Annotated in this window: 14 protein-coding genes; 10 read left to right on the plus strand and 4 right to left on the minus strand. The window is 40.2% G+C overall.

Going from position 1 to position 14,195, the window contains the following annotated elements; genetic code table 11:
* Window positions 1–125: 125 nt before the first annotated feature.
* Both DBR40_RS10515 and DBR40_RS10520 read right to left on the minus strand, forming a co-directional pair.
* Window positions 126–833 carry a TIGR00730 family Rossman fold protein gene (locus DBR40_RS10515; RefSeq protein ID WP_124559702.1) on the minus strand — a complete coding sequence of 236 codons (708 nt, stop codon included), beginning with the start codon at window positions 831–833 and terminating at the stop codon, window positions 126–128.
* Between the two features lie 17 nt (window positions 834–850).
* The gene (locus DBR40_RS10520; protein WP_124559703.1) at window positions 851–2,359 is read right to left on the minus strand and encodes a sodium:solute symporter; all 1,509 of its coding nucleotides are present in this window, start codon (window positions 2,357–2,359) and stop codon (window positions 851–853) included.
* 296 nt (window positions 2,360–2,655) lie between these two features.
* Here DBR40_RS10520 and recR point away from each other — a divergent pair, with 296 nt between their 5' ends.
* From recR to DBR40_RS10540, 4 genes are all read left to right on the plus strand, one after another.
* Window positions 2,656–3,273: a recombination mediator RecR gene (recR, locus tag DBR40_RS10525; RefSeq protein ID WP_124559704.1), complete on the plus strand. Its 618-nt coding sequence runs from the start codon at window positions 2,656–2,658 to the stop codon at window positions 3,271–3,273.
* A gap of 26 nt (window positions 3,274–3,299) precedes the next feature.
* Window positions 3,300–4,004 carry a glycerophosphodiester phosphodiesterase gene (locus tag DBR40_RS10530; RefSeq protein ID WP_124559705.1) on the plus strand — a complete coding sequence of 235 codons (705 nt, stop codon included), beginning with the start codon at window positions 3,300–3,302 and terminating at the stop codon, window positions 4,002–4,004.
* Window positions 4,005–4,068: 64 nt separating this feature from the next.
* A complete protein-coding gene (locus tag DBR40_RS10535) occupies window positions 4,069–4,887 on the plus strand; it encodes an SDR family oxidoreductase (RefSeq protein WP_124559706.1) in 819 nt (272 codons plus the stop codon).
* A gap of 229 nt (window positions 4,888–5,116) precedes the next feature.
* The gene (locus DBR40_RS10540) at window positions 5,117–5,944 is read left to right on the plus strand and encodes an alpha/beta hydrolase (RefSeq protein ID WP_233603851.1); all 828 of its coding nucleotides are present in this window, start codon (window positions 5,117–5,119) and stop codon (window positions 5,942–5,944) included.
* Window positions 5,945–6,067: 123 nt separating this feature from the next.
* On the opposite strand, the gene DBR40_RS10545 is transcribed toward DBR40_RS10540, so the two are convergent.
* Window positions 6,068–7,009 carry an ion channel gene (locus DBR40_RS10545; protein ID WP_124559708.1) on the minus strand — a complete coding sequence of 314 codons (942 nt, stop codon included), beginning with the start codon at window positions 7,007–7,009 and terminating at the stop codon, window positions 6,068–6,070.
* A gap of 365 nt (window positions 7,010–7,374) precedes the next feature.
* Here DBR40_RS10545 and trpD point away from each other — a divergent pair, with 365 nt between their 5' ends.
* From trpD to trpA, 4 genes are all read left to right on the plus strand, one after another.
* Entirely contained in the window at window positions 7,375–8,364 is a 990-nt protein-coding gene (trpD, locus tag DBR40_RS10550) for an anthranilate phosphoribosyltransferase (protein ID WP_124559709.1), read from the plus strand.
* Window positions 8,358–8,990 (plus strand): phosphoribosylanthranilate isomerase, encoded by a 633-nt coding sequence (locus DBR40_RS10555; RefSeq protein WP_233603852.1) that lies wholly within the window; start codon window positions 8,358–8,360, stop codon window positions 8,988–8,990. The genes trpD and DBR40_RS10555 overlap by 7 nt, the downstream gene beginning before the upstream one ends.
* 151 nt (window positions 8,991–9,141) lie before the next feature.
* Complete coding sequence (trpB, locus tag DBR40_RS10560) at window positions 9,142–10,323, plus strand: tryptophan synthase subunit beta (RefSeq protein WP_124559710.1); 1,182 nt, start codon at window positions 9,142–9,144, stop codon at window positions 10,321–10,323.
* Between the two features lie 106 nt (window positions 10,324–10,429).
* A complete protein-coding gene (trpA, locus tag DBR40_RS10565) occupies window positions 10,430–11,197 on the plus strand; it encodes a tryptophan synthase subunit alpha (RefSeq protein WP_124559711.1) in 768 nt (255 codons plus the stop codon).
* Window positions 11,198–11,331: 134 nt separating this feature from the next.
* Here the strand turns inward: trpA and DBR40_RS10570 are convergent, their stop codons facing one another.
* Window positions 11,332–11,769: a GNAT family N-acetyltransferase gene (locus DBR40_RS10570; protein ID WP_124559712.1), complete on the minus strand. Its 438-nt coding sequence runs from the start codon at window positions 11,767–11,769 to the stop codon at window positions 11,332–11,334.
* A gap of 528 nt (window positions 11,770–12,297) precedes the next feature.
* On the opposite strand from DBR40_RS10570, the gene DBR40_RS10575 reads away from it, so the two are divergent.
* Window positions 12,298–12,903 carry a TetR/AcrR family transcriptional regulator gene (locus DBR40_RS10575; protein WP_124559713.1) on the plus strand — a complete coding sequence of 202 codons (606 nt, stop codon included), beginning with the start codon at window positions 12,298–12,300 and terminating at the stop codon, window positions 12,901–12,903.
* Window positions 12,904–12,975: 72 nt separating this feature from the next.
* Window positions 12,976–14,178 (plus strand): efflux RND transporter periplasmic adaptor subunit, encoded by a 1,203-nt coding sequence (locus tag DBR40_RS10580; protein ID WP_124559714.1) that lies wholly within the window; start codon window positions 12,976–12,978, stop codon window positions 14,176–14,178.
* Window positions 14,179–14,195 lie beyond the last annotated feature (17 nt).

Below are 14,195 nucleotides of genomic sequence, written 5' to 3' on the forward strand. Positions count from 1 at the left end.
CCAGTTATCAGTTTTAAGTTAGCTTAATGGATATTGGCTATCAACCATAAGCCATCGACTATTGAGCAATTACTCCTGGATAATGGAAGCCCTGCTATAGATTATTAGCCATGAACTTCTATGAACTAGAAATTTGGCTTCAGCACATACTTATCGTAGAAACGGAAGATATGTTCAGCAGCTTCTTCGGCAGTATCAACCAAGCGGAAAAGGTTTAAATCTTCTTCGTGGATATTGTGCTCTTTTTGCAGCATAGTGCCTTTAATCCATTCAATTAATCCGCCCCAATAATCAATGCCTACCAATACAATTGGGAAACGGGCAATTTTACCGGTCTGGATCAGGGTTAAGGCTTCGAAAAGCTCGTCCATAGTGCCAAAACCACCAGGTAACACCACAAACCCCTGACTGTATTTCATAAACATTACCTTGCGTACAAAAAAGTAATCGAACTCCAGTAATTTGTTATGATCGATATATTTATTGTGGAATTGCTCAAAAGGTAGTTCGATGTTTAAACCAACCGATTTACCACCATTGGTATGTGCACCTTTGTTACCTGCTTCCATAATACCAGGACCACCGCCTGTAATTACACCGTAACCGCGGTCGGTTAATAATTTACCACACTGCTCTGCCAATTGGTAGTAGCGGTGGGTTTGGGCGGTACGGGCCGACCCGTAAATTGTAACACATGGGCCAATTTTAGCCAGTTTCTCAAAACCATCTACAAACTCGGCCATAATTTTAAAAATTTGCCAGGAGTCTGTTACTTTAATTTCCTGCCAGTCTTTATTCTCAAAAGCGCTTCTTATTTTTTCTTCACTCGTCATATACGTAATGCTAAATATTAAAACCTGGTTTGCGCATCAGTTTTTTTGCTAATGAATAACAAACCTATAAATGTGATTAAACCGTTAATTAAAATCAGTTCAACACTAAAAACATATCCGCCCAATATTGCAGCCGAATTGCTCGCAAGCAAGTAACATAAAAAAGGCGATAATATGCAAACTATCGGTACTAATTTATCGTGAAGTCCGCGTTTTTTTACAAATAATCCAAAACTATACAAGCCTAAAAGCGGACCATAGGTATAAGAGGCAATGGTGAAAATTAAGCTCACAACCGACGAACTGTTTAATGCATTAATTACAATAATGACCAAAAACATTAAAACTGAAAAAGCCACGTGCACGGTATGGCGCTTTTTAACCGCACTTTTTTCGTCTATGTTTTTGGCTTTATCCATGCCTAAAAAGTCTACACAAAACGAAGTGGTTAGGGCGGTCAAGGCCGAATCGGTAGTGGCAAAGGTAGCGGCTGTTAAACCCAGCATAAAAATAATGGCGGGTACCGAACCCAGGTTATTCAGGGCAATTTCAGGAAACAGTAAATCTGTTCGCGGTTTGCCTGTAATGTGATCTAAAGGGATATCGATACCGTTTTTACTTGCGAAAATGTATAACAATGCACCTACACTTAAAAAGAAAACATTTAAGATCACAAATACCCCTGTAAAGGTGAACATGTTTTTCTGCGCTTCCTTAATGGTGCTCATGCTCAGATTTTTCTGCATTAAATCCTGATCAAGACCAGTCATGGCGATGGTTACGAAAATACCGCCTATAAACTGTTTGCTGAAATAGAACTTGTTGGTAAGGAAATCATCCAGAAAGAATATTTTAGAATAACTGCTGTTTTTTATGGTTTCAAACGCTTGTGGAATGCTGAAATCGAGACTATTACAAATAAAATAAATAGTTAAAAAAACAGATAATACCAGGAAAAACGTTTGCAGGGTATCGGTAATAATAATGGTTTTTAAGCCTCCTTTAAAGGTGTACGACCAGATTAAGGCCAGTGAAATTAAAACCGTTAACCAAAACGGAATACCATAATTATCAAATATAAAGCGTTGTAATACAATTACTACCAGATAAAGCCGCGTGGCCGATCCAAGTGTTCTGCTTAACAGAAATATCGATGCAGCTGTTTTGTAACTGTAATGGCCCAACCGTTTTTCGATATAACTGTAAATAGAAGTTAAATTCATCCGGTAGTAAAGCGGCAACAAAACAGTGGCAATAATGATAAAGCCCACCGCATTGCCCAGTACAAACTGAAAATACTGAAACTGGTTTCCGCTGGGCGCGCCAACCTCGCCAGGTACCGAAATAAAAGTTACCCCCGAAAGCGCCGTTCCAATCATGCCAAAGGCTACTAAATACCATTTAGAGTTTCTGTTGGCAACAAAGAACGTATTATTGTCTGACGATTTTTGAGACGTTACAAACGAAATGATAATCAGTAGCAGGAAGTAACCAATTAGAAAACACAAGAGGATGGTTGGTGACATAGTTTTGTTTTAAGCTGATAAATGTAATAAATTCAAAGTTAAAGTCAATGGCTTTAGTTTTTACTGCTTTTGTTTAATGGTTTATAGCTGATTGTTAATAGTCATTACACCTAAGCCGGCGAGCCATTAATATTCAATCGTTTTTCTAAAACATCGCATTGGACTATAAGTAATCGACCATTAACTTAGAAATGCTTCGGAACATTGGCTATCAACTATGAGCCATTAACTATAACCCCATGAACTATTGAACCAATGACTAATGAACTAATAAACCTTTTACCTATTTTTGTATTATGAATTTTTCATCCAAACTACTTGAGGATGCAGTAAACGAATTTTCGAAACTGCCTGGTGTAGGACAAAAAACGGCTTTGCGTCTGGTGTTGCATCTTTTAAGCAAAGAACAAGAGGAGGTAAACCAGTTTGGTAACACATTTATTAAACTCAAACAACAGATTAAACACTGTACCACCTGTCACAATATTTCTGACTATACAATTTGCGAAATCTGTACCTCGCATAAACGCGATAAAGAAACCATTTGTGTGGTAGAAGATACGCGTGATGTAATGGCGATTGAAAACACCGGACAGTACTTTGGTGTTTACCACGTTTTGGGCGGTTTAATTTCGCCAATGGATGGGGTAGGACCATCTGATCTGTTTATTGATGGTTTGGTTACCCGTGTTGCAGCTGGCGGAATTAAAGAAATTATTTTGGCCTTAAGTCCCAATATGGAAGGCGATACCACTTTGTTTTACCTCTACAAAAGACTAAAAGAATTCAATGTGCCGGTTACTACCATTGCGCGTGGTATTGCCTTTGGTGGCGAACTCGAATATGCCGATGAAATTACCCTGGGTCGTTCGATTGTTACCCGTGTACCTTACGAAACTGCGATGATGAAATAATGGCAAAGCATTTTTTATTCTTATCAATGATTTTTTTTTCGGGATGGTTTGATCAAACGCCGATCAGGATCCATTCCCACAACGATTATACCCACAACAAACCTTTTTACGAAGCCGTTCAGAACAAGGCTTTTTCGATAGAGGCCGATGTATTTGTAGTTGGCGATTCGTTAATGGTGGCACACAGTAAAAAAGAAATCAAAGCTGGGAATACCTTAGATAAAATGTACCTCCAGCCGATCTTGGCCTTTTCTAAAACTAAAGATTTTTATAGTTTCCAGTTGATGATCGATTTTAAAGAAAGCTGGGATATAACCTATCCTGTTTTGCTGAAAACATTGAAGCCCTACGAAAAACTATTTTCAAAAAGAGGCAAAAGGGTAAGCATTGTGATCAGCGGAAACCGGCCGCCGCACAATACTTTTCATCTTTATCCCGAAATGATCAAGTTTGATGGCTTGCCAGGCGTAAACTATGCCCTTGAAGATTTAAAAAAGATAACGATGATCAGTGCTAATTTTGCTGATTATTCCAAATGGAAAGGAATAGGTGAAATACCGGAAGCTGATCAAGACAAATTATCTGCACTTGTACTTGCCGCTTATCAAATCAATAAACCTTTCCGTTTTTGGGGAGCACCAGATAACGAAAACTACTGGAAGCAATCCCTATCAGGCATCATAAATACGGATAAAGTTACTGAAGCTACAAACTACTTTAAAACAAAATAAATATAAGAAGTATCAAGTCTCAATACTTATATCTTGATACTTAATACTCAAACCTTGCTACTAAATGAATCTAAAAAATAAAGTAATCATCATTACAGGCGCATCAAGCGGAATTGGAAAAGCCTGTGCCGAAGAATTTGCAAAACGTGGTGCCAATCTGGTTTTAGCTGCGCGCCAATATGTAACATTATGCGAAATCACAGCCGACCTGGAAAAACAATATGGCATCAGGGCAGTGGCCGTTCAGGCTGATGTAAGTAAAGAAGCCGATTGCGAGCTGATTATTAAACAAGCTCTGGTTTCCTTTCAAAAAATAGATATCCTGGTTAATAATGCCGGTTTATCGATGCGTGCCCTTTTTAACGACCTTGATTTATCGGTGCTTAAAAACCTGATGGATGTGAATTTCTGGGGTACCGTTTATTGTACAAAATATGCCCTGCCCGAAATTCTAAAAACCAAAGGAACAGTAGTTGGCGTATCATCAATTGCAGGTTACCGCGGTTTACCGGGCCGTACAGGTTATTCGGCTTCTAAGTTTGCCATGAATGGTTTTATGGAATCGTTGCGTACCGAACTGCTAAAAACCGGCGTAAATGTAATGGTGGCCTGTCCGGGGTTTACCGCTTCGAACATCCGTGTAACAGCCTTATCAAAAGATGGTGCAGCCCACGGCGAAACCAGTATGGATGAAGGTAAAATGATGACCTCAGAAGAAGTCGCCAGCATTATAGCCGATGGTATTGAAAAACGTAAACGTACTTTAGTAATGACCGGACAAGGAAAATTAGCAGTATGGATGAATAAGCTTTTCCCGGCTTTTGTAGATAAAAAGGTATTTGATCTGTTTGCGAAAGAGAAAAACCCGTTGATTAAGGCTTAGCATTTCTTGAAAAGTCGTCATCTCGACCGAAACACAGTGGAGCGGAGAGATCTGTCTCGAGATAGATTTAGCTTCGCTGAGCACTTCGTGGTTCTCGACTGCGTTGCACTTCGCTCGAAATGACGATCAAGCAGCCTGTCGTGCTCCAAAAATCCACCTTTACAACAATTTCGTTTATTTATATAGAGAAGAAAAATCTTGTTTTATGTACAAACCCTTTGTTTTATTCATGCTCTTATTTCAAACCATCGTTTCACCTGCTCAGGTAAAAAAGGCGAAAAACATCAATTACGCCGGCAATACCGATGAGGCCAATACGCTAAACATTTTTTATAAGAACGACAGTATAAAAGATAAACCCGTTTTGGTTTTCATTCACGGTGGTTCATGGAGCAGTGGAAAAAAGGAGACCTATTGGTGGTTGGGTAGAAATTTTGCGCGTAAAGGTGTGGTTACGGTAATCATCAATTATCCCCTGGCTCCAAATGTGCAATACGAAAAAATGGGCGATGATTGTGCTTTGGCCGTAAAATGGGTGAGCGAAAATATTGCCACTTATAAGGCAAGCGCCGATAAGATTTTTGTAATGGGGCACTCTGCCGGTGCGCATTTGGCCGAGCTTATTAACGCCGACCCAAAATATTTTAAAAATGCAGGGATTAAAAACCCAATTAAAGGTGTAATCCTCAACGATCCCTTTGGCCTGGATATGCACGAATATTTAACCACAGCTGAAAAAGACCATTTTTATTTCGATTTCATCAGAACTTTTACCGAACAGGCTGAAGTTTGGAAAACAGCTTCGCCGATGGATTATGTAAGCAATATCAAAAATCCACATCTACTTTTTTATGGGAGTAAAACTTATGGCGCTATTAAGTTGCAAACGCCTAAACTATACGAGAAACTAAAAGCCAATGGTGTTCAGGCCGAGATAAAAGAAATTAAAGGTAAAAGTCATGTACCTATGATTAGCCAGATGATTTTTGGCGGGAACCAGTTGTATGAGGATATTTTGGGTTTTATTGGGCAAGTTGTCGCTAAAACTCCAAATTAACGTCATGCTGATCCTATAGCTATTGGACTCCCATTTAACGTCATGCTGAATTTATTTCAGCACCTCTATTATGGGCGAGACCCTTAAGTAATTCCGACAGTTACCGAATCGAGGGGGACGATTTTACACCGTCCGCGTAACCTCATCCAGTTTACTGTAATCCATTACCATTTTACCAGCCTCGTTGTGGTGATACATTTTCTCAAAACGGGCGTCCATTTCAATTTCTTCATCCTGGTAGCTGGTGCGTGTGTGGATGGTTTGGGCAAAAGTATCATCAAAGGCCTTTAACATTACAAAAACCTCAACCTCTGCCAGCTGCAATTCGATAAGCGATTTTTCGAACAACGGACTTTCTTCATTAATTGGGTGCACCAAAGTCCAGTTTAAAGAAAGGATGCTGATTTTATCACGTTCGAGGTGAAGCGGGTAAAAACGCCTCACTTGTTTATCATCAACCATTTCGTTGTACGACATTACCATCTGCACTTCTACCTCAATTAGCTGGTTGCGGCGTAAATTAACCAAACGGCACATTAAGCCATGGCCGCCCTCGTAAGGGGCAATTACCATTTTCTTACTGAAACTAACCTTAGAAGTTGGCCGGCTAAAACGCCCGTATAACAAACCGGTTGCCAGGGCAAAAGCGAGCAGGCCGAGCATACTTTCGAATGCTGCCAGTACGCTGGTTACAAAACCTTGTGGCGCAATGTGGCCATAACCGACGGTAGAGATGGTTTGTGCCGAAAAGAAGAATGCATCGAAAAACTGATCGCGCAGGGTAAGGCCCTTTGCGCCAACTAAATTTTCAATCCCAATCAGGTTGTACAGAATGGCAAATAAAGTATTTACAAGGAGATAGGTTATGAGAATAACCAAAAAGAAACGCGGCCAGCTCATGGTAACCAAACGCGTATAAGTATCATCGAACTTAAACCAGGGCAAGCCCGTACGCTCTATATTGGCCGAACCATCGGGATTGAGCATACGCTGATTTTTGGTTACCGGATTAGACCCGAAACCGAAATCATCATTAAACTGTACTTTTCTTTTGAAGAAAGACATATATTTTTAGAAAGATTTTGGAATTTTAAAAAACTATATCAATATTTGCTTTATACAAACATGATAATTAAAAACTTAAATAACAATTGGTGGTGGCATAACGAAATTCGTTAGGCAAATTCTATTGTTATATATTTTAAAATATTTTATACACAACGAAGAGGATTGCCCAAAAAGCAATCCTTTTTTTATGCGCCACGGTTCGTGTCTTCACGGAACGGATTTAAATAAATGGTTCGTGAAGACACGAACCATAATGAAATAAAGATATAAATGAAAAATGAACCACAGATGGACACAGATACACAGAGATTTTATCCGTGTTCATCCTTTTTATCTGTGGTTAAATAACATTGGCAATAAACATGAAAAAAATATTAAACCATTTATTCGAGAACAAGAGCTTTAGTAGGGAAGAGGCAAAAAACATCCTGATCTCCATATCAGAAGGTGCTTTCAATTCTTCGCAAATTGCCGCTTTTATAACCGCTTATGCCATGCGCAACATTACCGTGCAAGAGTTACAGGGCTTTAGAGATGCCATGCTGGATATGTGCGTGAAAGTTAACCTTTCGGCTTACGAACTGATTGACCTTTGCGGTACCGGTGGCGATGGCAAAGACACTTTTAACATTTCTACCTTATCATCCTTTGTGGTAGCAGGTGCAGGTCATCATGTAGCCAAACATGGTAATTATGGTGTTTCCTCAGGATGCGGTTCATCAAACGTAATGGAGTACCTGGGCTATAGTTTTACCAATGATGAGGATACTTTGAAACGCAATTTAGATGCTGCAGGCATTTGCTTTCTGCATGCACCACTTTTTAACCCGGCCATGAAAATAGTAGCGCCGATTAGAAAAGAGCTGGGCGTGAAAACCTTTTTCAATATGCTGGGGCCAATGGTTAACCCGGGGCAACCCAGGCACCAGATGGTTGGCGTGTTTAGTTTAGAACTGGCCCGTTTATATGCCTATTTATACCAGGATACCGATAAAAACTATACCATTGTGCATGCGTTAGAGGGCTACGATGAAATTTCGCTAACCTGCGATGTGAAAACCTTTAGCAACAAAGGCGAACAGATTTTAACCCTCGATGATATGGGCTTTGAAAGGGTAGATGTAAATGCGATTAAAGGTGGCGATACGGTAGAATCATCAGCTAAAATATTTATGGATGTATTAAATGGTGAGGCAACAAGGGTACAGAACGATGTAGTGCTTTGCAACTCGGCACTGGCCATCAGAACCATAAAGCCCGAACTGTCTTTTGCCGATTGCTATTACGAAGCTGAAGAATCGCTGGTGAGCAAAAAAGCACTTAACAGTTTTAAACAACTACTGGCATGCTAAAGTTAAAAGTATGCGGTATGCGTTTGGCGGCTAATATTGCTGCGGTTGCAGAGCTGCAACCAGATTATTTGGGCTTTATCTTTTATGATAAATCGCCGAGATTAATCAGCGATGTTTCTGCAGAACTGATCAAATACATTCCTGCTGAAATTAAAACCGTTGGTGTTTTCGTAAATGAAGATATCGAAAAGGTAAAAGAGAAAGTAAGTACTTTTAAGTTGAAAGCCGTTCAGTTGCATGGGAACGAATCGCAGGAGTATTGTGCAGGGTTAAAGGCCGGTTTTCCAGATGTAGAGGTGATTAAAGCTTTTGGCATAGATGAAGACTTCGATTTTGCCGTTTTGGCAGCTTACTTAGATGTAGCAGATTATTTTCTGTTCGATACTAAAACAAAAGCACATGGCGGATCGGGGAAAACATTTAATTGGTCTGTTTTAGACCGATATACTTACTCCAAACCCTACTTTTTAAGCGGTGGAATTGATTTAGAACATGCCACAGCGATAAAAAATATAAGCGACGATCGTTTATATGCACTAGACATCAATAGCCGCTTCGAAACTGAACCCGGGCTGAAAGATGCAGTGAAGATTAAAGAATTTATAAAAGAAATGAGCACGAAATAATGTCATCATGAAGTTGATTAAAATATAAGTTGATCCGTCATTCCCAACTTGATTGGGAATCGTAATGCATGTGCTTTAAGATTCCCCGCCTGCGCGGGAATGACGACTTATCTTTAAAAGCTATCAATGTGACAATTTAGTAGAAAAGAAAATGAAATACAAAGTAAACGAAAAAGGATATTACGGAGATTTTGGAGGCGCTTACATCCCCGAAATGCTTTATCCGAACGTAGAAGAATTGCGTCAAAACTATTTAAAGATTATTGATGATGCCGATTTTCAAAAGGAATTTCATCAATTGTTAAAAGATTATGTTGGCCGCCCTTCGCCGCTGTATCTGGCAAAAAGATACTCTGAAAAGTATGGTGCTAATATTTTTCTGAAAAGAGAAGATTTAAACCATACCGGTGCGCACAAGATCAACAATACCATCGGACAGATTTTGCTGGCCGAAAAACTGGGTAAAAAGCGGATTATCGCCGAAACAGGTGCTGGTCAGCATGGTGTAGCTACCGCAACGGTTTGTGCTTTGCGTAACCTGGAGTGTGTAATTTATATGGGCGAGGTAGATATCGAACGCCAGGCACCAAACGTAGCCCGCATGAAAATGCTGGGTGCAAAGGTAGTTCCGGCAAGTTCGGGTAGTAAAACCTTAAAAGATGCCACTAACGAGGCTATGCGCGATTGGATTAACAATCCGGTTGATACGCATTACATTATCGGTTCGGTAGTTGGACCACATCCTTACCCTGATATGGTGGCTATTTTTCAATCGATCATCTCAGAAGAAACCAAAAAACAGTTAATAGAGCAAACCGGAAGCGATCAACCTGATTACGTTTTAGCTTGTGTAGGTGGTGGTAGCAATGCCATGGGCATGTTCTATCATTTTATGGATGATGAAAATGTGAAACTAATTGCTGTAGAAGCTGCGGGTAAGGGTGTTTCGAGTGGATTTTCGGCCGCAACAACTTATTTAGGTAAGGAAGGCGTTTTACACGGTAGCCGAAGTATTTTAATGCAAACAGAAGATGGGCAGGTGGTAGAGCCGCATTCGGTTTCTGCCGGACTGGATTATCCGGGTATTGGTCCGCAACATGCCCATTTGTTTAAAACAGGTCGCGGGCAATATGTTTCTATTACCGACGAAGAAAGTTTAGAAGCGGGTTTATTGTGTACGCAACTGGAAGGGATTATTCCGGCGATTGAAAGCGCACACGCATTGGCTTACCTCGAAAAAATGGAATTTAAAGGAGGCGAAAATGTAGTGGTTTGCCTATCTGGCCGTGGCGACAAGGATCTGGATACTTATATTAAGTACTTTAATTTATAGAAAGCCGTCATTGCGAGGCACGAAGCAATCTTAATGCTTTGGGTTAACGTGTAGCGATTGTAGTAGGATTGCTTCGTGCCTCGCAATGACGAAAATGATAGAAAAAATGAACAGAATTAAACAACTCTTCCAGGAGAAGAAAAATATATTATCAATTTACTATACCGCTGGTTACCCTAACCTAGGCGATACCATTCAGATTGCTGAGGCCTTGCAAAAATCGGGTGCTGATATCCTGGAAATCGGATTTCCTTATTCGGATCCTGTTGCCGATGGTCCGGTGATTCAGGCGAGCAGCAAGCAATCTTTAGATCAGGGTATGACCTTAAAGGTGCTTTTCGAACAGCTTAAAGATTTACGTAAAAATGTTACCATCCCTGTTTTACTGATGGGTTATGTAAACCCTGTGCTGCAGTTTGGTGTAGAAAATTTTTGTAAGGCTTGCGCCGAAGTAGGGGTAGATGGTTGTATTGTGCCCGATTTACCGATGGCGGAATATGAGGAGCTTTATCAGGATTGCTTTGAACAACACAACCTGAGCAATGTATTTCTGATTACGCCACAAACGGCAGAAGAGCGCATCCATAAAATTGACGGCTTAACCAATGGATTTATTTATTTGTTATCATCGTCGGCTACAACAGGTAAGAATTTAGAAGTGGGCAATACCACCGAAGCTTATTTTAGCCGTATAAAAGAGATGAACCTGAAAAATCCGACTATGATTGGCTTCGGGATCAGCGATAAACAAACTTTCGATAAAGCCTGCTCGTACGCGAATGGTGCAATTATCGGTACTGCTTTCGTTAAAGCTATTGCTGATGGCAATTTAGAAGAAAGTGTAAGTAGTTTTATGAAGAAGTTTAGGGACTAATGTTTTCTCTTTTTCTATAAATCGTCATTGCGAGGAGGAACGACGAAGCAATCTTTTATACTGGTAATCTTTGCTAAAAAGATTGCTTCGTCGGCTGAAAAAGCCTTCTCGCAATGACGAAATCTCGAAAGAATTTATCTATTTACCCAATCGGCATAAGTCATTTCGAATTTTACTTCACCTTTATTTACCATACCTGCTTTTTGCCAGCCTTGCCTGGTGTAAAATTCTTCGGCACAGGTATTAGGCGATGTACCCAACCATACGGTTTCGTGGGTTTGTTCGAAATACCAATCCATCATTAGCTTGTGCAGTGCTTTACCAATGCCTTTGCCTTCGTATTCCGGACGGAGAAACAAGGCCCAGATATTATGCTCCTGTAAATCTACAATTGAAAAGCCAATCACTTTACCATCTACTTCGCATATCCAGCCTTTACCACGGCGGGTAATAAAGTCTTCACAATCGGCATTGGTTACCAAAGCAGGGTTGGATAGCGTGTTTTCTTTAACGGTATGCCTTACCACCTGAATTTGCGGAATGTCGGTTATGGCTGCTTCGCGGTATATCATGATACTAAGATAATGGATTTAGGAAATGATTGAATGTCAAATTTTGAGTGATTGAATTATGAATGATTGAATTGTGAATTTTGAGTGATTGAATGTTTCAGACATGGTGGCATAAAATAATGTTAATTAAAATTCTTACGTGTACTAAGTTGTCTGAAGTGGTGATAAAAGCTTAAAGTAAATTTTACCACCTAAAGATTTAGCTTCGCTGTGCACTGCGTGGTTCTCGGCTCCGTTGCTCTGCGCTCGAAATGACGATTCGAGAAGGTGGTGTAAGGCTATTGGCAGAGCTATACTGACAAAAGATCACTGCCATGACTTATCCTGAATGTCTGCTTGTCAGGCTCTAAAAATTAGGATAAAAATATTCGTTAGGATATTAATAAAACTGAAAAACCTCATTTAAATGCAATAGGAGTACTTTTTAACGTCGCAAAATTCTATATGACAATTGCATGATTGTGAATTCTGGAATTGGTTCTACATTTGCTTAACGGTGTTAGATTATTTACACCTTATATTCCAGTTATGGGAAGCAAAGAAAGAATACTACGTTTAAAAGATGAAACCAGAACAAAAATTCTGGATGCTGCCTTGAACATTGTTCAAACAGAAGGCTGGCAGGCATTGAGTATGCGTAAAATTGCCGATCAGATCGAATATACTGCACCGATTATTTACGAATATTTTTCGAACAAAGAAGGAATCCTGCTCGAGTTAACCAGAAGAGGTTACCTGATGCTGGCCAAAGACATCCGCGAAGCGCGCGACCAACATGAAGCACCTGCTGACCAGATGGAAGCGATGTGGATTGCCTACTGGAATTTCGCCTTTGCCCACAAAGAATTTTATCAGTTGATGTACGGTGTGGATATGGTTTGTTGCACTGTTAAGAATTCGTTGCCCGAAGCAGAAAATGTAGGGCACATGCTTGGCGATGTAATTGAATCATTATTCGATAAAAAACCGGTATCAGACGATGATATCTGTAGAAAGTACTACACCTATTGGTCGATTATACACGGTTTGATATCCATCAACCTGGTACGCCCCGACGGGAGAACAACCAACGAGCTGAACCAGCAAATTTTAAAAGACGCTATTAAGGGAATTACCTTATCTATTAATAGTTAATTTTTTTTTACCCTGCTATTTAACACTGTTAAATAGTTTATACATCTTAAATCCATTATAATTTAAAATCATATGAAATCTCTACATCGTTTGTTTTTATTATTTAACACTGTTAAACGATTTACATTTGTTAAATATGCCTTCGCTCTCGCTTTTGCCACAATTGTACTGGCCAGCTGTAAATCTGCCCCACAGCAAGCTGCAACTGCACCACCGCCGCCCGTTTTACCGGTAAGCGCAATTAATCAAGGCTCTGAAACCACCTTTATCGAATATCCGGCCGCTATACAAGGCGCTGTTGATATTGATGTACGCCCGCAGGTAAGCGGTTATTTACAAAGTGTACTGGTTAACGAAGGTGCTTATGTTACTGCTGGCCAAACACTTTTTAAAATTAACGAAAACCCTTACCGCGAAGCTTTAAACAATGCCAAAGCCAGTTTACATGCTGCTGAGGCCGCTATTTTAAATGCACAGCTGGAGGTAGATAAGTTAACGCCATTGGTGCAAAACAAGGTCGTTTCTGATATCCAGTTAAAAACGGCTAAAACAGCCTACAAAATTGCACAAGCCAATGCCGAGCAGGCTAAAGCCAATGTAGCTTCGGCACAAATTAACTTAGGCTATACCAACGTTAAGGCTACCGTGAGCGGTTATATTGGCCGGATCCCGAAAAAACAGGGAAGTTTGGTATCACCAACTGATCAGGCTGCCTTAACCCAACTATCGGATATACACGAAGTACATGTATATTTCTCGCTGGCCGAAAACGATTTCAACAGTTTCAATACCAATTACCCGGGCAAAACCCCTGCCGACAGGATTAAACATTTACCTGCGGTAGAACTGGTACTGGCAGATAATTCTACCTATCCGGTAAAAGGAAAAATCGACATGATTGATGGTCAGTTTGATAAAAACACTGGTGCCATTACGTTAAGGGCCAGTTTCCCTAATGCCAACGGCGTACTACGCTCGGGCAATACCGGTAAAATCCGCTTGGGCTTATTACATAATGATGCCATCCTGGTACCTCAATCGGCAACAGTTGAAATGCAGGATAAAGTGTTTGTGTTTACCCTGGGCGACAGCAGCAAGGTGAAAAAACAAGCCATTAGCATTGTTGGTAAAGCCGGCGAAAATTATCTGGTAAAAGAGGGCGTAAAAGCCGGCGATCAGATTGTGTTAAGCGGTATCGACAAATTACAGGAGGGCATGGTTATCCAACCTCAAAAAGCAGCAGATAAAGTAGCTGTTGCAAATCCAAAAAAATAAGACAACAATAAACTTCA

The sequence above is a fragment of the Pedobacter sp. KBW01 genome, assembly GCF_003852395.1.
In the GTDB taxonomy this organism is placed as follows: Bacteria; Bacteroidota; Bacteroidia; order Sphingobacteriales; family Sphingobacteriaceae; genus Pedobacter.